Annotated in this window: 14 protein-coding genes and 7 pseudogenes; 14 read left to right on the forward strand and 7 right to left on the reverse strand. The window is 59.2% G+C overall.

The features are described from left to right. Positions 1-96: 96 nt before the first annotated feature. The gene (locus tag CIT31_RS27600; protein WP_095521203.1) at positions 97-1,755 is read right to left on the reverse strand and encodes an MFS transporter; all 1,659 of its coding nucleotides are present in this window, start codon (positions 1,753-1,755) and stop codon (positions 97-99) included. A gap of 1,286 nt (positions 1,756-3,041) precedes the next feature. Between CIT31_RS27600 and CIT31_RS27610 the strand changes: the two genes are divergently transcribed. The 8 genes and pseudogenes from CIT31_RS27610 to CIT31_RS27645 all read left to right on the forward strand — a co-directional run bounded on the left by CIT31_RS27610 (position 3,042) and on the right by CIT31_RS27645 (position 12,550). Beyond that, positions 3,042-4,208: a M20 aminoacylase family protein gene (locus CIT31_RS27610; RefSeq protein WP_095521205.1), complete on the forward strand. Its 1,167-nt coding sequence runs from the start codon at positions 3,042-3,044 to the stop codon at positions 4,206-4,208. A gap of 237 nt (positions 4,209-4,445) precedes the next feature. After that, positions 4,446-4,631 carry a hypothetical protein gene (locus CIT31_RS27615; RefSeq protein WP_128362396.1) on the forward strand — a complete coding sequence of 62 codons (186 nt, stop codon included), beginning with the start codon at positions 4,446-4,448 and terminating at the stop codon, positions 4,629-4,631. Between the two features lie 123 nt (positions 4,632-4,754). Then, entirely contained in the window at positions 4,755-6,164 is a 1,410-nt protein-coding gene (locus CIT31_RS27620; protein WP_245316488.1) for an amidohydrolase family protein, read from the forward strand. Positions 6,165-6,193: 29 nt separating this feature from the next. Beyond that, positions 6,194-6,355: pseudogene (locus tag CIT31_RS27625) on the forward strand (acyl-homoserine-lactone synthase); the annotation flags it as partial. A 325-nt stretch (positions 6,356-6,680) separates the two neighbouring features. Continuing rightward, complete coding sequence (locus CIT31_RS27630) at positions 6,681-8,159, forward strand: NAD-dependent succinate-semialdehyde dehydrogenase (RefSeq protein WP_095521208.1); 1,479 nt, start codon at positions 6,681-6,683, stop codon at positions 8,157-8,159. Between the two features lie 14 nt (positions 8,160-8,173). Continuing rightward, positions 8,174-9,577, forward strand: coding sequence for an aspartate aminotransferase family protein (locus tag CIT31_RS27635; RefSeq protein ID WP_095521209.1), 1,404 nt, complete (start codon positions 8,174-8,176; stop codon positions 9,575-9,577). Between the two features lie 204 nt (positions 9,578-9,781). Further along, the gene (locus CIT31_RS27640; RefSeq protein ID WP_095521210.1) at positions 9,782-11,137 is read left to right on the forward strand and encodes a Glu/Leu/Phe/Val family dehydrogenase; all 1,356 of its coding nucleotides are present in this window, start codon (positions 9,782-9,784) and stop codon (positions 11,135-11,137) included. A gap of 642 nt (positions 11,138-11,779) precedes the next feature. Then, positions 11,780-12,550 (forward strand): LuxR family transcriptional regulator, encoded by a 771-nt coding sequence (locus tag CIT31_RS27645; protein ID WP_236379399.1) that lies wholly within the window; start codon positions 11,780-11,782, stop codon positions 12,548-12,550. Positions 12,551-13,463: 913 nt separating this feature from the next. Here the strand turns inward: CIT31_RS27645 and CIT31_RS27655 are convergent. Then, positions 13,464-14,738 (reverse strand): ATP-grasp domain-containing protein, encoded by a 1,275-nt coding sequence (locus CIT31_RS27655; RefSeq protein ID WP_095521211.1) that lies wholly within the window; start codon positions 14,736-14,738, stop codon positions 13,464-13,466. 318 nt (positions 14,739-15,056) lie between these two features. Here CIT31_RS27655 and CIT31_RS33920 point away from each other — a divergent pair. The 3 genes and pseudogenes from CIT31_RS33920 to CIT31_RS27675 form a co-directional block, all read left to right on the forward strand. Further along, a pseudogene (locus tag CIT31_RS33920) lies at positions 15,057-15,311 on the forward strand (transposase); the annotation flags it as partial. A 373-nt stretch (positions 15,312-15,684) separates the two neighbouring features. Next, positions 15,685-15,927, forward strand: a complete 243-nt coding sequence (locus CIT31_RS36160) for a transposase (protein ID WP_425350668.1) — start codon at positions 15,685-15,687, stop codon at positions 15,925-15,927. 187 nt (positions 15,928-16,114) lie between these two features. Further along, positions 16,115-16,345, forward strand: coding sequence for a helix-turn-helix domain-containing protein (locus CIT31_RS27675; protein ID WP_095521213.1), 231 nt, complete (start codon positions 16,115-16,117; stop codon positions 16,343-16,345). A 171-nt stretch (positions 16,346-16,516) separates the two neighbouring features. On the opposite strand, the pseudogene CIT31_RS35410 reads toward CIT31_RS27675, so the two are convergent. The 3 genes and pseudogenes from CIT31_RS35410 to CIT31_RS27690 all read right to left on the reverse strand — a co-directional run. Next, positions 16,517-16,654: pseudogene (locus tag CIT31_RS35410) on the reverse strand (glutamate 5-kinase); the annotation flags it as partial. A gap of 127 nt (positions 16,655-16,781) precedes the next feature. Further along, positions 16,782-16,955, reverse strand: a complete 174-nt coding sequence (locus tag CIT31_RS36165; RefSeq protein ID WP_165778575.1) for a hypothetical protein — start codon at positions 16,953-16,955, stop codon at positions 16,782-16,784. Positions 16,956-17,062: 107 nt separating this feature from the next. Further along, positions 17,063-17,473 (reverse strand): annotated as a pseudogene (locus CIT31_RS27690) (Mu transposase domain-containing protein); the annotation flags it as partial. Here CIT31_RS27690 and CIT31_RS27695 point away from each other — a divergent pair. Then, positions 17,450-17,745: pseudogene (locus CIT31_RS27695) on the forward strand (transposase); the annotation flags it as partial. The pseudogenes CIT31_RS27690 and CIT31_RS27695 overlap by 24 nt on opposite strands. Positions 17,746-18,637: 892 nt before the next feature. On the opposite strand, the pseudogene CIT31_RS27705 reads toward CIT31_RS27695, so the two are convergent. After that, positions 18,638-19,055: pseudogene (locus CIT31_RS27705) on the reverse strand (transposase); the annotation flags it as partial. Positions 19,056-19,178: 123 nt separating this feature from the next. Here CIT31_RS27705 and CIT31_RS35425 point away from each other — a divergent pair. Then, positions 19,179-19,361, forward strand: a pseudogene (locus tag CIT31_RS35425) (DUF2285 domain-containing protein); the annotation flags it as partial. Between the two features lie 143 nt (positions 19,362-19,504). On the opposite strand, the gene CIT31_RS27715 reads toward CIT31_RS35425, so the two are convergent. Continuing rightward, positions 19,505-19,786 carry a DNA -binding domain-containing protein gene (locus tag CIT31_RS27715; protein WP_095521215.1) on the reverse strand — a complete coding sequence of 94 codons (282 nt, stop codon included), beginning with the start codon at positions 19,784-19,786 and terminating at the stop codon, positions 19,505-19,507. Between the two features lie 116 nt (positions 19,787-19,902). Here CIT31_RS27715 and CIT31_RS27720 point away from each other — a divergent pair, with 116 nt between their 5' ends. Further along, entirely contained in the window at positions 19,903-20,136 is a 234-nt protein-coding gene (locus tag CIT31_RS27720) for a helix-turn-helix domain-containing protein (RefSeq protein WP_095521216.1), read from the forward strand. The last annotated feature ends 187 nt before the right edge of the window (positions 20,137-20,323 follow it).

Below are 20,323 nucleotides of genomic sequence, written 5' to 3' on the forward strand. Positions count from 1 at the left end.
GCATGCCTATGCCTTATCGGCTATGCCGCCTGTCCGGTCAAAATGGGGTGCGCTCCACAGAGGAGATTGGCGTTTCGTTCACGACTAGGACTAGAGTCAACGGTGGAGAAAGTAAGCTGCTGATTGCTCGGGCTTGCGAGTGGGGGTTGTTGGTCGGCCGATACAAAGCGTGATTTGAGGTGGGAGCTCTCCCGCATGCAGTTGGAGCACACGTTTGTCCAGTTCCTTGTCTGCTTCCGTGAGACGATGGTTCAGGCGAAGGTAGTCGGTCCAGGTCGGCGTGCGGAATGTTTCCGTCCACTGCATAGGCTTCTGAAGGTTGCGCTGGAGCGTCCAGTGCCGAGCCCCGACGCGGGTGTGTACATGCCGGCGTTCGCGCATGAGTTCCAGGAAAAATTCAACGTTCTTCTCAGGGATCAGATAATCGACCTTGACGACGATGGGACCGCTTCTAGGCTTGAGATTGAGGGCGACTGCCGGGGCGTTGAATTGCTCCAAAGGATCGGGCTCGGATTCGTGGCGTTCGCGAAGAGGAAACAGTACGCCGGCCGCAGCGACGAGCAACAGAGCACCACTAGAGCCCCCCAGCGCCCAGGTCAGAGAGTGGTTCTGCGCCACCGTGCCCCACACCCAACTGCCCGCCGCGATGCCGCCATCTATCAATGCATAATAGATCGAGATGGTGCGACCCACGACCCAGCGCGGGCTCGCCAACTGCACGCTTACGCCAACCCCGGACCAGGCGGTGACCCAACCCGCGCCGCCCAAGGCGAGCGCAATTGCGGCCACGGCAATCGAGGAGGTCAGTGCAAGGGAAAGGGAGCATGCAGCGCAAGCGACGCATGCGAGCGTCATCAGTCGTTCTTGAGACAAGATCCGTCTTAACATGCCATTGGAGATGCCGGCGATGACAGCGCCTGTCCCAAAGCCGGCCATGAGGGCGCCAAAGGCGACCGGTCCTCCTCCCAGCTGATCGCGGACAACCAGGGGCAGCAGCGCTAGTATGGCGATACTCGCCAGGCCAAAGAGAGTTCCGCGCGCGATCGCCGCCTTGATTTCCGAAGACATCGCCGTGAAGCGCACCCCGTCGTAGATCGCCGTCCTCATCGGCTCGCGCGGCAGAGGCGAAGAGCGAACCTTCCATTTGCAGCGCCATATGGTCCCCAGAGGTACCAGGTATGTGAGTGTGGTCACGGCGAGGGCCGTCAGCAGCCCGAACGAGGCAACCACGATGCCGCCGAGCGCCGGGCCCACTGTCCGGACAGTGTTGAAGCCGACTGAAAGCAGGGTAACGGCAGCGGGAACATCGCGTCGCTCCACGATATCGCCGACCGAGGCTTGCCAGGCCGGATCGTTGAGAGCGCCGCCGCATGCGATCAAGAAGCTGAAGCCGAGGATCATCCAAGGGTCGACAAAGCCCAGCGCCACAGCCGCAGTGAGCATTGCAGATGCTATGACCATAATGCACCGGCCGGCGAACATGACCCGGCGACGGTTGAAATTGTCGGCGATGGCCCCGACAAAGACAGATAGAAGGAATGCGGGAAGCGTCGATGACGCCGGTACCAGCGCGACCATCAGATCGGAAGTCGAGATTGTCGCCATCAGCCAGCTGATGGCAACCGTCTGCATAAGCCATCCAAGGCTGGAGACCTGCGTGGCCAGCCAGATCGAACGAAAGGTCCGGTTTCTGAGGGGCGCAAGTGGCGCTGGCGGCGAACTTAAATTCGCATCTGCGCCTGCCGTCTTTTTCATTTCCTCTTAGCCTTTGGCTTTTATCTGTGAGATCGAGTGCTCGACCAGTCCTGCCACGCAAAGTCAACTCAAGGAATTGAAGGGGCCCTGCAATCGCCAAATCCCTTCGGCTTACAGCTGTACGTCCTCAGCATACCTCGGCACGATGTAACGCTGGTGCGCCGATCATCATCTTCCACCTGAACTGACTACCGCAGTCCCATTCTGATGAGCAGCTTCAGCCGCCTGACAGGCCTGTGTTGCTTACTCGAGTTGCTCTTAAGACGGCGCAAAGCCTCTATTTGGCTAGCATACATGCAAAGCGTTGCTCTTAACCCTGCGGCCGATGAAGTGAGCTCCGGTACCATGATGACCTTTCCCCCGGTTCGCGCTTCGGGCACGTCGAACCACGAGTTCGGTTTTTGGTTTGTGCTGCAAACAACTTGGTCATGCACCCTGTGGCCTCCAGCCGTTAGGTACTTCTTCGCTGTTCGCTGATTCCGCATTGGAGAGCGTAGCGCGGGAGCCAGTCCCCATTCCTGCAAAAAGGGCCGAAAGTTTGCAGTGATCCGGCGTCCAATGAGTATCGCAGCCGAGCAGGTCGGTGCGGAGGTGATGTGGCGGCCAAATCGCGACGATGGTCGACGACAGAACGGGGAGCCACGAAACGTCCGTCGACGGAAAAGATCGCGACAGACGTCAGTACGACAACGTGGGGCACGTTGTTTCGTGATGATGACCGTAGTAGCCCGGGAAGAAGTTCGCAGTGGCAAGTCCGGAGCAGCAAGTCGCGAGGCTCGGTCCAGGCAGTTAGGCCAAGTGGTGGGGAGGGGAGAGCGGACTACCTCTGGGGCCTAGTTAGTCAGTGGGGGAGCGGGGTTTCGCCGGCCGCCCTTACCTGGCGTGTCGACGCTGGCCGACCAGGCAGGCCTGCACGTTGGTGCTCGCTTGTGCGCTGATCGAGGCCCAAGTGCTTGCCACGGAGCGGGTGCATGGCAATGAGATGACGGCGTCGCGCATTGCTCGCGGCAGACGTTGCCTGAGCGCTTACCACGCTTTCGCGGAAGTGAATTAAGCGAAACTGTGGTCGTCTTCACCCAACACGGCCAATTGGTCATTCAGTGCCGATATGGCGGCATATGTCAAGAAACTGACCGAACGTGTCAATACAAATCTAATCGCGCAAGCTAGTCTCACCTGAATGGAGTTCGCGTAAATTTGTTTCGCGAGCGCCGCCCTTGGCAGGTCGCTTTTTAGCAACATCGGCCAATGAAACAGTACGACGATCCCAACAGAGACACGTTCACATGAGCAGCATTAAGGCCTTCCGGGAACTGCAGAATGAAGTAACCGAGTGGCGTCGTTACCTGCACGAAAACCCCGAACTCGGCTATGAGGAACACAACACGGCTAGGTTCGTGGCCGAGAAGCTGGCCTCTTTCGGTATCAACCATATCGAGACGGGGATCGCTGAGACCGGTATTGTTGCGCTAATCCAGGGCGAAGGCGGAGACGGACCTACGATTGGGTTGAGGGCGGACATGGACGCCCTGCCAATACTTGAAAACTCGAACAAACCCTGGTCGTCGACCATACCCGGCAAGATGCACGGATGCGGCCACGATGGTCATACGGCGATGCTGCTGGGCGCCGCCAAATACCTTGCGAAGACTCGCAACTTCAAGGGGTCCGTTGCCTTGATCTTTCAGCCCGCGGAAGAAGCGGGCATAGGCGGCCACAGAATGGTCCAGGAAGGTATCATGGACCGGTTCAGCATCTCAAAGGTTTATGGCATGCATTGCACGCCGGGAATGGAGATAGGCAAATTCGGGATTTGCCCCGGCCTCGCGTTGGCCTCGGTTGACGAGTTCGACATTTTTGTGAAGGGCCGCGGCGGCCATGCGGCGTATCCCCAAAGGATAATCGATCCCATCGTTATTGCAGCGCAGATCATCGTTGGGCTGCAATGTGTCGTTTCGCGCAACACGGACCCGCTCGAGTCGCTCGTCGTCTCCGTTACCCAGTTGCGCGCTGGGGAGGGCTATAACAGCATTCCAGAACACGCTCAGATATCTGGGACTGTTAGAGCTCTCTCACCCACACTGCGCGATTTTGCCCAACGACAGATCTCCGAGTCCGCGAACGGAATTGCGCGCGCCTTCGGCGGCGGTATCGACTTCAAGTACCACCGTCTGGAGCCCGTCACCGTCAATCATCCGGAAGAAACTAGTCTGGCGATTAAGGCCGCGCGCGACATTGTGGGCCACGATGCAGTGACAGACCGGCTCAAACCTACAATGGGAGCGGAAGATTTCGCGTATATGCTGGAGGCGAGGCCAGGAGCTTACATTTATATTGGGAATGGCTCAACTGCCGACGTACATAACCCTGCCTTTGACTTCAACGATGAAGCCATACCTTACGGCATCGGCTACTGGGTAAAGCTGGTCGAGACGTCGATGCTGGCGGCGTGAAGGTTGGTGCAAACCCATCCAGTCTAGTTGCCGGAACAATGAGGGAGAACAAATAACGAGCATATCCATAAAACCGCAGAGTTTTCATCCACTCGCTATGGAGCCCGAATTGGAAGTCGCCGACGAGCCAGTCAGCATGCTGGACGTATCAGTTGATATCCAAATCATCATAGCTGATGCTGGAACTTCGAGCATCGCGGGGGTTGGCGTATGTTCTCAATCATACATGAAATTTACTTGGCGGCAGCCATTGCCGACCGCGTTTTGGTTATGCGGGCGGGGAGGATCATCGAAGCGGGTTTCCCGCGCGATGTTCTGAAGCATCCCCGCGAACACTACACCCGCAAGCTTCTCGCCGCTGCGCCATCCCTCGACGAGGCCTTGGAACTGAGGGCGGCACAGAGACGAGTGTCGGTGGACTGAACCGCCGCCTTCCAGATGCATCTCAGGATGTTCTGGCCGAAATTTGGAGGCTGCATGTGTACGCGACGCGGCCGTAAACTTGACAGAGGGAGATGACATCAAATGAACAACCCTGTCGCCGAGATGTCGAGCGATCTGGCCGCAAGTCCCGCGAAGACGACGTCGTCGACTTCTCTTTACCTGCGTCACCTACCCCTGTTCCGTGGAAGGCAGGATCCTGAATTCTTCAAGATCTTCGATGTGGTCAACGCGCTCCCGCTTGATGACGCGCATTGTCACCTCGTTACCGACCGCGATGCGATTACTACCCCCCAGCGCTATCTTGAGCGCATTTCGCTGGCCGGATACCCTTTTCCTAACTACTTCCCCGCAGGGATCTATAACCGTTGGCTCACCGGTGACGAGGCAACCCGGCACGACCTTGACAAGACATACGGAATCCAGGCCAAGGTCGATGAGATGACGTACCATCTGTCCCAAAGCATTTTCATCAAATTCCTGACAAAGGAGCTGGCACAGTTCCTGAATTGCGAACCAACATTCGAAGCCGTCATCGAGGCACGGAATGACCGTGGCCGGGATTATTGGTCCTACGTCAACGCCCTTTTCCGCGACGTCAACCTGGAAAACATCATGCTCGATACCGGCTACCACGAAAGCTGCGGCCGGCCGGCCATCGAGAAATTCGAAGAGGCAATCCTTCCCTGCCGGACCCACAGGATTGCCCGCATCGAGGAGATCCAGCGCGAATTATTTAGCATGGAGATTTCTTTCGACGAATTCGAGGGTCTCTACTTCGAACGCCTTCTCGACATCATGGATGGCACGGGCAATCTCGGCAAGAAGTCCGTCGGTATGAAGTCTTACCTGCTGCCGTATATCGGCCTAATCGAACCGCTTTACGATCGGACTCTTGCGGCAAAGTCGTGGAATGCGATGCGGAAATCCTACGCGGAATTGCCGTTCATGGAACGGCAGGCGGCGTTCAATGTCTCGAAGGACCTGCGGCGGTACACGTTCACGATGACGCTGGAGGAATGCCTTAAGCGGGACATGCCGATGCAAATCCACACCGGCGACGGCGAAGCGCCAGAGGTGATCCTGCGCAATCAGGACCCATTCTACCTGGAGGAAGTGGTCCGGTTCGACAAGGACAACATGATGCGGATGCCGAAGATCATCCCGCTGCACGCCGGCTATCCCTCGGTCGGCAAGGCGGCATGGCTGAGCCACCTGTATCCGAACTGCTATTTCGAGCTGTCGATCATGACCCCGTTCGTCCACCAGAGCCTCTACGAGAGGTATAAGCAGGTCATGGAGGCGGTTCCGCTCTCAAAGATCCTGTTTGCGAGCGACAACTACCACGTTCCCGAATTGTTCTGGCTCGCCGGACGGTGGGGTAAGCGATATCTCGCGAAAGCGTTGACCGACTATGTCGTAGGCGGAAGTCTCGCCTTCGACGAGGCGATAGAGGCGGCGCGCATGGTCCTCCATAAGAATAATCGTGCAGTCTACAATTTGAGCGACGTCTGATCAAAAATGGTATTCAGACCCCGGTGGCCATCTTCGCCGGCATGATCGGGTTCGACCTGCCTCGCCGCCTCAGCCGAATTGTCACCGTCACCGATCTGCGCATGGAGCGCATCCTTCGCCGAGCCGGCTGGCCGCTTGCTCGGATCGGCGAGCCGCACACAATCGGCGCCACCGGTGCGGTGGCCGGATATCCCCGACGCCTCCAGCGACAGGAGGACGTTCTTCATGTCCAGTGCTGTGGTCGTGAAGGGCGCCGGGTGCTCGTGAACCGAGCCCGCTTCTCTTTTCCGGGCTCAAGCGGACTCGGCTGTAGCCGTTCATCACCGTCCAGTTCGCACGGTCGACGTGACTGCGCAGAGAAGCGCAACGTCTATAAGATAGTTCGGTCACTCCCCAATCCTGCAGCGTTGGGGCGATGTTTGCAGGAAACCGGCCTTGAGCGCTGCAATTCTGCCGTCAATCGACGCTCTGGGAAAGCTAGTTTGAAGGCATCAAATCATCCACTTGGAGTCATTGATGAGGGGCACCGCAACCACTGCACTGCAGAGGCTCAGACGGCCGGACCTTTTGCAAGAATGTGCATATATCAATGGGACTTGGGCCTCAAAATCTGAAAGCCTCGCGATAGTGGATCCTGCAACTGGCGAAGCCTTGGCCCAGGTAGCCGCCTGCAAAGCGTCGGATGTGGACGATGCGGTTCTTTTCGCGAGAGCCGCGTTCCTCCGGTGGCGCGACATGCTTCCCCCAGAACGTGGCGCATATCTGCGGAAGTGGGCAACCGGTATGCGTCAAAACGCGGAAGATCTAGCCGTGATCATGACTGCCGAACAAGGCAAGCCCATCGCGGAAGCTCGAGGTGAGATTGCGTATGCGGCTGGCTTTCTGGACTGGTTTGCCGCAGAGGGTGAGCGGGCCTACGGCGAAACCATCCCCAGCCATCTCGCCGGGAGCCGGCTGGCCGTGCAGATGCAGCCGATCGGAGTGACTGTCGCTATCACCCCATGGAACTTTCCCTCGGCAATGATTACCAGAAAAGCTGGAGCCGCGCTGGCCGCTGGCTGCCCCATGATCGTCAAGCCGGCCCCAGAAACGCCCTTATCGGCGCTGGCGCTCGCCCGCCTTGCCGAGGAAGCCGGCATCCCCGTTGGCGTGTTCCAGGTGGTAACTGGTGAGGCGCCGCCGCTGGCCAGGCGTTTGTTGGAGCATACCGTGGTGCGGGCGTTCTCCTTTACCGGCTCGACCGAGGTTGGTCGCCTCCTGCTCCAGGAGTCGGCGAAAACCGTAAAAAAGGCTTCGCTGGAACTCGGAGGCAATGCTCCCTTCATCCTGTTTGACGACGCACCCATCGAAGCTGCGGTCGCCGGTTGCATGGCTGCCAAATTCGCCACATCCGGCCAGGACTGCCTGGCGGCGAACAGAATCTACGTGCAGAGGAGAGTCTATGAACAGTTTGTGGAGAAATTCGCACAGGCCACCAGAGATCTGAAAGTTGGGCACGGGTTGGAGCCGGGGGTCGACATCGGTCCAATGACCAAGGCGTCTGGTGCCGAAAAGTGCAGGCAGCAGATCTCCGAGGCTCTCTCAGAGGGGGCCAGAATGGTGACCGGCGCACAAGACAACTTTCTCGGCGGGAACTTTGTCACACCGACGGTGCTCGCCGACGTGACTGACGACATGCGGGTGGCCAGGGAAGAAACCTTCGGGCCTGTGGCTGCTATCTTGCCCTTTGACGACGAAGGGGAGGTGCTCGAGCGCGCGAATAATTCCGAGATGGGCCTCGCGGCCTATGTCTACACCCGAGACCTCAACCGTGCGATGCGGCTCACCGATCGGCTCGAATACGGCATGGTCGCGGTCAACACGCCGAAATTCACTGGTGCGCCGATCCCGTTTGGCGGGTGGAAACAGTCCGGTCTTGGCCGGGAAGGCTCCAAACATGGCATCGCCGAGTATCTGGAACCCAAATACACCTGCTTCGGGAATCTTGTAGCGTGAGAGGATTGCGTCCAATGACGATCAACATCGGGGAAATCGGCGAAAAGGACAGGAACAGCGTCCTGCATCCATTCACGCAACTTAAGGATTTTGCCACCGGTAAGCTTGGCGATCCGACCATCGTCGAGACAGGCAAAGGGATTCGCATCCAGGATGCGAATGGCAACCAACTGATCGACGGCTTCGCCGGTCTCTATTGCGTGAACGTCGGCTATGGCCGGACCGAAGTCGCCGAGGCGATCTCTCGTCAAGCTTATCGTCTCGCCTATTACCATTCCTACGCCGCGCACACGACGGACGAACTCGCGATTCTGTCCGACCGCCTCGTGAAGATGGCGCCAAACAAGATGAGCAAGATCTTCTACGGGATGTCCGGCTCGGACGCCAACGAGACACAGGCCAAGCTCGTCTGGTACTACAACAACCTTCGGGGCAAGCCAAACAAGAAGAAGATCATCTCGCGCGAGCGCGGCTACCACGGCTGTAGCGTCATCTCCGGCTCAATGACCGGCATGAGCTTTTATCATGACCATATGGACCTTCCCCTGCCGCGGATTCTCCATACTGGGGTTCCCCACTTCTACTGGGGAGCGCAGCCGGGGGAGACGGAACAGGAATTCTCCAAGCGTCGCGCGGCCGAACTGGATGACCTCATCCAGCGCGAGGGTCCAGATACAGTGGGTGCATTCATTGGAGAGCCGGTCTTGGGCACGGGCGGCATTACCCCGCCCCCTGCGGGCTATTGGGAGGCGATCCAACCTGTCCTCAGGAAGCATGATGTCCTCTTGATTGCAGACGAAGTGATTACTGGCTTCGGCCGTACCGGCTCCATGTTCGGTTCACAGCACTATGGCATCGAGCCTGACCTCATCACGATCGCGAAGGGGCTGACATCCGCATATTTCCCGCTGTCCGCCGCCATGGTGGGAGAGAAGGTCTATGAGGTGCTTGAAGCCGGAGCGGACCGCGTCGGCGCATTCTCTCACGGCTACACCTATTCCGGCCACCCTATTGGCGCGGCGGCGGCAAATGCGGTTCTCGATATCGTCGAAAGGGAAGACCTTGCGGGAAACGCACGCGAGGTCGGCGCGTTTTTCCAAGCCCAGCTGAAGGAGAAATTCTCGCAATTGCCGATCGTTGGCGAAGTGCGCGGGGTCGGGCTTATGGGCGCGATCGAATTCGTGGCCGATCGCAACAATAGGAAGCGCTTCGATCCGATGCTCAAGGTTGGCGCGCGAATATCCAAGGCAGCCCGTGACCGTGGTCTTATTGCTCGCGCGATGCCGCACGGAGACATTCTGGGTTTTGCCCCGCCCCTCGTAGTAACGAAAGCCGAGGTCGAAGAGATCGTCGCCATCGCCGAAAGCGCTGTCCGTGTTGTCATGGATGAACTCACCCGCGATGGCCAAAGAATCTGAGACATCGACCGCAGGAATCGCTCATCCGCGAGCACTTGGTAAGGCGAGTGATCCAAGTAAGGGAGTTCTCAATTGGGTTCGGTGACAGTACCAGAGCTCCGGTCCGGCGAAGGGCAAGTGGCGATGGGGCCGGGGGCTGCTGTTCAGCTGCATTCCTCGCCCACCAGCTTTCTGCACAGCGTTGACCAGAATTTCCGCCATGCGATGGAGTTCCTCGATCTGCCTGAGGGATTGGCCGAGCGGATCATTCAGTGCAACTCGACATACACAGTGCGGTTTGGTGTCAGGCTGCGCGGCCGGATGTACAGCTTCGTCGGCTGGCGCTCCGTTCACAGCGAGCATTGCGAGCCTGTCAAAGGGGGCATCCGGTTCACGCCCGATGCGGATGCTGAGGAGGTTGAGGCGCTCGCAGCGCTGATGACCCTCAAATGCGCGCTGGTCGACGTCCCGTTTGGCGGCTCAAAAGGAGCACTCAGGATCGACCCGCGTGAGTGGACTCCTCAGGAGCTCGAGCGCATTACCCGCCGTTTCACCCAGGAGCTCAGCAAGCGCGGCCTAATCGGTCCTGGGCTCAACGTGCCAGCTCCTGATGTGGGCACAAGCGAGAGGGAAATGGCCTGGATGGTCGACGAGTTCCGCCGGGCCAATCCGATGGATGTGATCAATGCGCGGGCCTGCGTTACCGGCAAGCCACTCTCCAAGGGCGGTATCGCCGGGCGCACAGAAGCGACTGGCAGAGGTGTGCAGTTCGCCATTCGCAGCTATCTACAGGATCCGCGCACAGCCGGGTTGAAGCAGGGCCGGGACCTGAAGTGGATATCTGTGGCGGTGCAGGGCTTTGGCAATGTCGGCTATCATGCCGCCAAGTTCCTTTCCGAGGATGATGGCGCATTGATCACGGTCGTTTCCGAACGCGATGGCTACGTCGCCCATCCGGAAGGCCTTCCCATCGAGGCGCTCAAGCGACATCAGCTCCGGACGGGCAGCATCCTCGGCTTTCCCGATGCAGAGTCATTCGATGGCGATATGACTGGCCTGGAACGGCCGTGCGATATTCTCATACCTGCCGCCATGGAAGAAGCCATCCATGTCGGCAACGCTGAGCGCATCCAGACGCAACTCATCGTCGAGGCGGCCAACGGCCCGATCACCTATGAAGCTGACAAGATGCTTCGCTCCCAAGGGATCACGATCCTTCCCGATCTCTATGTCAATGCCGGCGGCGTGGTCGTAAGTTATTTCGAATGGGTGAAGAACCTGACCCACATTCCATTCGGCTTAATGGAGAGGCGGCGGCGGGAGCGACGCAACCAGACAATTGCCACGGCGCTTGAGCGAATGACCGGCAAGACGTTTCCCGCCGACATGCGCGACGACTTTCTTGAAGGGGGCGCCGAGATCGATCTAGTTCGGTCCGGCCTCGAGGACGTCATGCGCAGCACGTGGGCACGTATCGCAAACCTCCTCGAGGAGCAGCCTGAACTCAACGACTACAGAACGGCCGCATATGTCGCGTCGATTGGCCAGATCGCCGGCGCTTATGAGGCAATAGGCATCTGAAGCCCCTAGTTTCAGAACCAACACAAAGCGCAGGCGAGCGATGTCGGAATTTGACGATCCACAGGGAGAGGCTTTCAGTCGGCCCAGCAGGCGACTGTCCACGTCACTCGCGTTGGCACGGCGCCCTTCTGTATGCTGCGGCTGTTGGCTCAAACAGCGGCAACTCCGAGCGCTCACGGACGTCGGCAGATCATCACGCGACCAGGACCTAAGCGCGGCGCGCCCTGTCGGTGTCCTCCCACCGGTAGGGCGCAGGTTGTTCAAGGCGCTGGATAGGAGTGCTTGCAGCGCATCTATGATTGAAGGCTTGAGGAGATGACCCGCGGGATAGCACATCGAGCTTCGACATCTCTGCCACGCCACTGCTGCCCCCATGGTATCTTCCGGCGCGCGGCCGAAGTGCATCGCATCAAGTAGTAAGCGGCTCGGAGTTCACGGTTCGAAGAGTCCAGCAGTGGCGCGAAGACGATTGGCGCGAAGTTCGTGCGAACCTCGCGGCGTCTTGTACAGAGCTCGTCGCAGGCTGGCCGATCCCGCGAGATCGGCTGCGCTCATGTCGGGAGACTGCCCCTCGCGTCCACACGTCCGGACCTTGCGCAGTGAGAAATTGAGGCATTGAGTTTTCGAGGCATATCGAAGGACATGCAAATTGTATTTGAGACGTTCCTGGAAAAGCTGTCGGAAAGCGTCTACGAGGCGGATTTTCGCGAAGCCATGGCTGGGGCGGTCGCAGGACTTGAGCTTCTCGCCTTCGCCTATTTGGCATTGCCGCCGCAACGTTCGGGCGAGCCCAGGCTGATCTCGAACTATCCATGTCGCTGGACCGCGCACTACCTGCAAAACCGGTATCAGAAAGTGGATCCGGTCATTATTCGTGCACGGTGTGGCGGATGCCCGTTTCGGTGGGGATCGGATATGCGAGGCTTTGCGACATCACAGGTTCAGCAGACGCTGTTCGAAGAAGCGGCCGAGTTCAGCATCCGCTGTGGTTTGACGATCCCGATTGTTGACCGCCGCGGCTGCTTTGCCGCAGTTACTTTTGCCGCTGATGAACCCAATCCAGCGTTTCTCCGGGTCGCTGAACGGTATGAACAAGCTCTTCAGCTCATGGCCACCTGTTTTCACATTCACGTTCGCCATAAGCTATCCGGCAATAGGACGGTGGACGGCGTTTTGCTGACGCCCCGTGAATATGAGTGCCTGCAATGGGCGGCGCGCGGCAAGTCCGCCTGGGAGATCGCCTGCATATTGGGCATCAAGCCGCGGACCGCCGCCTTCCATCTGGACAATGCCAAGAAGAAGCTCGGCGTACGCACCATCACCCAGGCGGCCGTGCGACTAGGCTTAGGTTTTAGGCTAGCCAACTCCAGTCTGGGATCAACTGACAAGCCCTTCTTCGGATCGCCCGCTTGAGATGCCCCGCTGACCGCCGAGTCGCAGTTCGCGGTTGAGCAAGGCGTGATACGCCGATACCATAGGGCGGCCGCTGGTCGACCAGTCGGCGCCTCATTGGGCAGCGGCCAAACCTGTCAACGCGATCCTGATAACGCGGGCTAATCTCACCGGACGGAGCTCGCGTGGGAAAGGCAGAATAGCACGCTGATCGTTGTGAATTTGGCGGAGCGGAGATACAGTGAAACTACTTGATCGGCAGGAATGGACCATCTCCGCCTCTGCGGCGCTCTGCACGTTCCGACAAATTTCGGCAAATAATCCTCATTGGGCGGCGATATCTGCGAATTGTTGGCCCTGCAGGAAAGGGGACTGCATGCCACAATAGGGCTCCCCAATGTGGCATCGCAATAGCGAAGACACAAGGGAGCACCTAACGGTGTAACAGCGCCTAGACTTCCCATAATGCACCTCCATCGAGATGAATGTTGAATTACCCCAAACGCCGTCGTCACATCACAATCGATTCATCGATCACGGGGACGTGCTCTAGTCGGGAGGCCAGAATGGGTGCAGGACGAAGTTGGAAGGCGTTGCAGCACCAGTCTTCGTCTTCCTCCGGACGGAATATGGCCGGGAAAGCGGCCGTTTCCACTGATCTTCCGCCATCTGCGCCGAAGGGTGCCGTCGAAAGTTCCGAAGGCACTTACGAGCCCTTCGCCGGCATGATCAAGTTCGGCCTGTCGCGCTGTCTCTGCCGAATTGCCACCCTGACTGACCTGGGCATGGAACACATCCCTCGCCGCGCCGGCCGGCCGCTTCCGCGGATCGGCGAACCGCACACAATCGGCAGCACCCGCGCCTCCTGAGGGAGCTTATGTCTCATCACCGAGCCTTCGCTTTCCCGCCCGATTGCACCAATGTTCGGCGATGATCACCCTTCACCCGAGGGCGCCTGCGCAGGTGTGGAGACATGAGAGGCCGCTGATTGTTCCTGTTCGGTAGGAAACGGTGTGATCGACCAACTGATTGAGTCAACGGCACGCTGGAGTATTGCCTCTGTTTGAGCACGGCTAGGTGAAGCGGCGAGGACATATCCGATGCAGTCTCGGTAATCCCCTTTCCTGACGATCGGCGTCTTGGGTTTGACATACAATTTCACCTCGGCGACGCCTGGTATGGCAGCCGCCCGATTGTCGCCATCGATCCAATCGAGGATACCATCGCGATCAGGAATCAGGAGCCGCTCGGTCGCAACATGCGAATGCCTTTGGTGCAAGTTCCATTGCTCGCCGATCACGAGCTTGATATGTTCGGTGACAAGATCGATACCGTGAGCCGCCTCAATCGTTTGAGCACCGCCACCAAGACGCGGATTGACCTCTATGACGACTGGGCCACGCTTGGTCCACCGCAGTTCTACGTTCGTTGGCCCCCAGCCAAGCCCGAGAGCTCGCAAACAGCTCAGCGAAACGTCGGCAATACGCCCATGCTCGTCATCAGTCAGTGGGGCTGGATCGGTTCCCCCAAGATAAACAAAATGCGGCGGGGGCGCGAATTCACAGGTGGAGATGCAAATGACCTCATTTCCCATTATTGCGGCGCTATACTGCGGGCCTTGTGCGAATTCCTCGACCAGCATCCTTGGCGAGGACCGCCATATGTGCCTCCCGTCCAACAAATAGGTCGTATGTTCGGCTAACTCATCGACATTGCGGCACAATCGGACACCGCTGCTGCCGACGCCCACGGCTGGCTTAACAACCACCGGCAGGCCGATCTCAGCGGCAAAGCTTTCTACCTCCGTCGCATTCGCTGCTCCGCGATAAGCGGGCATTGGAACGCCAGCCTCCGCGAGAAGCTGACGTTGAGTGAATTTATCGCAGCATCCTTCAATCGATGCGGGGTCCGGTCCCGGCAGACCGAAGTGCCGGCAGAGCTTGCCAACTGTCGCATAAACCGAGTTGTCGGAGGATGTAATGCCAGTAATGTCATAGGTAGCACGCAGCCAGGAACATTCGCCGATCAGCGCATCGAGATTGCCTGTATCGACACGGATTGCCTCACTTCCTTCCGCCGCAAGATAGTCGTACTGAGCTGGATCAACCGACAGGGTAATTGGATGAAGACCAAGACGCTGGGCAGCTTTCACGTATAGCACACCATTGCTCCTTGTGCCTTCAACCAGGATGAGCGCTCTTCTTGCCATTGGCGATGATCTCCGTTGCGTGCTGTGCGGCGGTCCGAACGTAAAATCGGCATTGGCTCATATTCACGCCTGCCTTCAGACCTTGCGGTGAACCTAGCATCGTCAGCGGTCCGCGGTTGCAAAAGAATCTGTAAAGTTATTTGAACGATCCGTTGCAACCTCTTGGTTGCCGACGGTGGCACAGCCCGCGGCTGATGGTGTAGGAGGGCCGCGTGGAGCCGTCGACGTAGCGCAGCGCGCCGACCGTGACTCTGCGGTCATCGCCGATCTTCGAGAAGGTTTAGGTTGCAACGTCTGAAACCTGAAACGGAGATGACGATGACCGATGACAAAATGGCGCTGATCGAGCTGTTGAGAAGCAGGCCGCTGGCGACCTCGTGCGGAACATGCTGGCACTTGCGGCCGAGCGGATCATGGAACCGGACGCGGGAAGCGCGGCGGGCGAAGGCGCGCTCGCCGCTGCGGGAGGTGCAGCGGAACGGATATCGCGACTGGGACTGGGACACCCGTGCGGCCTGGATCGCTCTGGACATCCTCGAAGCTGCCCAAGGGAAGCTACTTCCCGAGTGTCGATGCCGGCTCAATGCTCCCCAGAAGTGCCGTTTGAATCTTCCCAGAATAGCGCGGTCGCCGGTCTCCCGGAGCGCGCTCCGGAAGACCGGCGGCGCATGATCGGCGATGTTTCTCCCGATGGTCGGGAGAGGGATTTCGGTGATCAAGATCAGGGAGATGATGATGATACTGGATTTGCATCGGCAGGGCCTGTCGGTATCGGCGATCGCCAGGGAGAGGCGGGATCGACGGTATCTAGGTGAAGGTGCGCGAGGGCGGGAAGATCGTCAGTCGTGCCGCGAAAAATCGCCATCGCGGTGGACGATGGCGGGAAGCGCGAGGTGCTGGGCTCGCCACCGGCCCGGCCGAGGGCGAGACGTTCTAGACCGACTTCCTGTGGTCTCTCGCCGATCGCGGCCTGCGCGGTGTGAAACTGATCATCGCCGACGACCAAAAGGGGCTTGCGCGCCGCAGCTCGCCGGGCCTTCAACGGGCCAGGCACCAGACCTGCGCGCGGCCATCGCGTGCCGGATCAATGCCGAGGATCAGATGCGCCATCTCTTCTTCGCTCGCGTCGTCGGCGGAAGCGTCTAGGGGCCTCATGTATGTCGTGAAGTGCGCGTTGTTGAGGCCGTAACGCTTTCCGACCAGGGGACTTCGTCGGACAGAGTTGAGCTTTTAATCTCACCGGTTTCGGTCGGTCGAATCATAACTGCTGCGAACCTCGCCTGCCTGTGCTGGAGTTAAGCAGTCTATCCCAATATGGGACAATCCAAACCCGGGATTAGTCGGTGAGCCGGTCTTTAACTGACCGGTTCACCTGCATGCCAAAATCTCTTCGATCGCCCCGCCACCGGTTTCTGGGCCAGCTAATTTTCTTACGCAAGGCGAAAGGCCTGACCCAGGAGCAGGTGGCCGAGAAGCTTGGCCGTCCGCAATTTTTCGTGGCCAAATACGAGGGTGGAGAGCGGCGTCTCGATGTCATTGAGTTTCTCGACGTCACTGCGGCGCTTGACACTGACCCGTGCGAGATTCTGCCCAGCTTCCAGGTATAGTGGGGCGTCCGCGCCTTGCAGCGGTGAACCGAGCCCGCTTGCCCTTCGGCAGCCTCAGGCGGTCTCGGCCGTCCGTCAGTCTGTCGGCTGCTGACAGCGGCCGTCCGAATAACGGCGCACGACCCATCATCCAGGGTGCGCAGTTGGCATAGGTGTCGCAGGGATCCCTGCCTATGGCGGACGGAAGAACCATGTTGATGGCCCACCATTCTCGATCGCGGCGAGCGGGTAAGGCTTTCCTGTGGCGATGGGCATTCCGCAGCCCGCATCCATGGCTATCCTGGCTGCCACCAATTTGGTCACCATCCCCTACAGCGGCGCCCAGAGCGGTGGCATTGAGAACTCCGATACCGGGGATCGACGTCAGGCGCCGAGCGGCTGCATCGGTGCGGGCCAGTTCGACGAACTCCCGATCCAAAGCCTTCGGCGGTCGAGATCAAGCCATTCCTCCCACATCTCCGCAAGCGATTCGGCTGCCGGCCATGAAGTCCGGATCGGCGAGCAATGCCTCCACAGCCTGCTCGAGCTTGCGGCGTCCCTGTGCGATAGTCGTGCCGCGCTCCAGCAGAATGGCGCGAAACTGGTTGGTCAGCCTCGTGAGCGTGCCCACCGTGATCGAGTGCGTTCTTCTCTCGGGCCTTTCGTCGCGACCTTTCAAAAGCCGCGGGCCCGTATGGTGATTCTGCGGATCGGGTCCAAATCTTCTTCTGCAAGAGCTTTCAAGCTCGGGATGACGTGCCGGTAATTGACGACCTGGTCGTGCCGGCCGTGGGCATGGCCGCGTCCTCGGGGCAACGTCATCAGATGCGTCCCGCCGATGAAGACCTCGAGGCGATCATCGAACAGCCGGACGCGAAGCCGATGTCCGATCAGGCGGGAAGGCACAGTGTAGACGACCTTGCGCAAGGTGAAGCCGCCTGTGCGTGACACCGTGACGACCACCTCTTCGAAGTCGGTGGCGCGGCGGTCGGGAAGTTCCTGCAAATGCGGGCGCTCGGCGTGGATGCGCTTGCCATGAGCGGCATTACGGCGGCTGACGATCTCATCGATGAAGGCGCGGTAGGAGCCGAGATCGTCGAAGTCCATGGTGCCGCGCATTAGTAGCGCATCGCGGACCGCGTTCTTGATCCGCGCTGTCGGGACAAGACCGCCCACAGCTTGGCCGACACGATCGGCTTTCGCATGAAGATGATCGCCGCCGGCTACGAGGACGGCAGCGACGCGAACTGGCTGCGCTCCGATGCCTTCTTCAAGATGGCCCAGGATGCGCTGCCGTCGGGTTGGGATCTGGCCTCCCAATCGACCATGTACCGGCTGGAGAACCTGCCCAGCGTGCGGGAACTGGTCGCCATAGGCGGGCGATGGGCGACCTCTATTGCGCCTCTTTGGCGGGCTCGCCCTCCACTGGATCGTTGTTTCGGCACGAGAATGCCGCAAACTGGCGGCCGTTCTTGAGCAAGTTCGATAACCTACGGCCGCGATCAAGGCTGTCGCGGTCACAGGGCCGATGCCTTAGCTTTCCAAGCCGCTGACATAATTCGCTGTTGCGAAAGAACTGCCGAACCCGGCGATCATAGGATGCAATGCGTTTGTCCAATTCGGCCAACTCCGTTTGCACTTCTCGTATCAGCACCCGCACCAATTCATTGAGACATCGTCGCTGCTCCCCGTAATATCAACAACGGCCCGCGGGCATTGCTTGGTTAGAAGCCCACGAACCTGATTGATGAGCTTGACCCGATCTGCAACCAGACGGCTGCGAATGCGATGATCCGCTTGAATTGCCAATTGATCGGCTGATTCGGTGAAACAAAACGCATCGTCGGCCGGCCAGCGGCTTCGCAAATCGCGTCAGCGTCATTCCGGTCATTCTTGTTGGACTTGACGTATGGTGTCACGAACTGAGGCTGATCAGCCGAACCTCATGGCCGAGATCGGAAAGCACCTTGCCCAATAATGCGCTCCGTTCGATGCCTCCATGCCGACCAGACATCGTGGCAGATTGGCGAGGAAGCGGGCTACCGCATCGCGGCGTAGCGTTTTTGCGCACGACGACTTTCCCGTGGCAGTCGACACCGTGAACTTCGAAGACTTATTTCGCTAGATCCAGACCTATTCGAACGATCTGCATGAGATCCTCCTTCGCTGCAGTTGGCGGTCGAGATTTCACCTCGCTTGGAGGGCGGGGTCCGTACCATTGGCCTTTAGCCAAGTGCATTTTTCAGACGGCTGATCACGCGGGAACGGGTGCGGCGCAACGGATTATCGCGCCGCACCGGGCTTTCAAGGAGCTTATATAAGGGGTGTCAAGGCTGGCTCCCCTTTTTTGGTCCGTTGGTTTGCGGTATCCATTTTCTGAGCCCGATTGCATGATGCGGCTCGTTCCCCGAGCCAGATCCAGTTCTCGTGGATCTCCACCGCCAGTGCCCGAACCAGCCGCAGACAGCTCTGCTGGCTGGGGAAGATGCCGACGACCAGGGTACGCCGCTTGATCTCCTGGTTGAGCCGCTCCAGCATGTTCGTCGACTTCATGTGATTGTGATGCGGCAGCGGCAGTGCCCGTAACAGCGCTGCCAGACTGCCTCGCGCAGGACTTCCCGGATCGCTGGCCTGAGCCCGGATGGCCGTCGGAGACGACAAACTCGACGCCGGCGAGCCCGCGCTGCTTAAGCCCTGCCACCAACGCACGCCAGTTCGAATGGCTTTCCCGGCTGACGGTCGGCAGGACGTCGTGCTGCGAGATGCTCATCCGGGTTTCCAGCTCGTCCTGGAAAGCGCGACGCTTTGCACCCCGTTCGGCTTTTCCGTCGACGCGATCTGGCTCGCCGATCGGATGAGGCAGCAGTTGAATGCGTTCGAATGCCTCAATGCTCTTCACACGACTGGACAACTTTCCGACAGCCTGTTTCCGCCCGACGCGCCCGGCAGCCGCCTGCACTTTGTCCTCCAGGCGCTCGACGGCTCGCTCGGAGGTGCATCGCACCAAGAAATCGCAGCGGCCTTGTTGGGCTGGCAACGCGTCCATGCCTGCTGGACGGATCCGCGCAACACCTTCGCGATCGCATCCGCAGTACCGTCCGGCGCGGTCACCTCCTCATGGATCGTGGATATCGAGACTTCCTCGCCTGAAGGTGGTCGGAAGGGTCACCCTGGGGACCGTCAACGCGTGAACAGTTCCTTGTATCCGGTCGTAACCATCCAATTCGCCCGATCGAGATGGCTGCGAACCGCCTTTCGGGCACGGTCAGGTTCTCGCACCGGATCGATGCCGAGGACGAGCAGCGCCATCTCCTCTTCGCTGGCATCGTCGGCGGAGGCGTCGATAATCCTCAGATAGACCTTAAAATGCTGCCTGTCATAGCTCGTGAGGCTCTCCGACCAGGGGGCTTCGTCGCGCAGTGTTGAGCTTTGAGTCCCGTCGGTTCCCGTTGATTGATTCATGTCTGCCGCGAACCTCGCATGTTGATCGCTGGATTCAAGGAAGCATATCCCAAAATGGGATAATCCGGAACCGGGATTAGTCGCTGAGCCGGTCTTTACTTGACCGGTTCACCTACATGCCCAAATCGCTTCGAACTCCCCGCCACCAGCGGTTTCTGGCCCAGCTGATATCGCTGCGCAAGGCCAAAGGCCTGACCCAGGCGCAGGTGGCTGAGAAACTTGGTCGGCCGCAATCCTTCGTGGCGAAGTATGAGGGTGGAGAGCGGCGTCTCGACATCATCGAGTTTCTCGACGTAACTGCGGTGCTTGGCGCTGATCCGTGCGAGATTCTATTGAGCCTCCGGACGTAGCGGAGCCGCGCAGGCGGATCTGCCAAGAGCTTGGCTCTTAGATTGGTGTCGTAGACGGGCACGGGGAAGGGCGACGGGACGGGGGAGGCGGGAGGCGCAGGGGCTTGTGGATGGCTCGTCGCGACAGCCTGCTGTGCCAGCAGCATCAGGACGACGGCCGCTACTACTCCCCGCGCCACGTTGATTT

The sequence above is a fragment of the Mesorhizobium wenxiniae genome (assembly GCF_002284535.1).
GTDB lineage: Bacteria > Pseudomonadota > Alphaproteobacteria > Rhizobiales > Rhizobiaceae > Mesorhizobium > Mesorhizobium wenxiniae.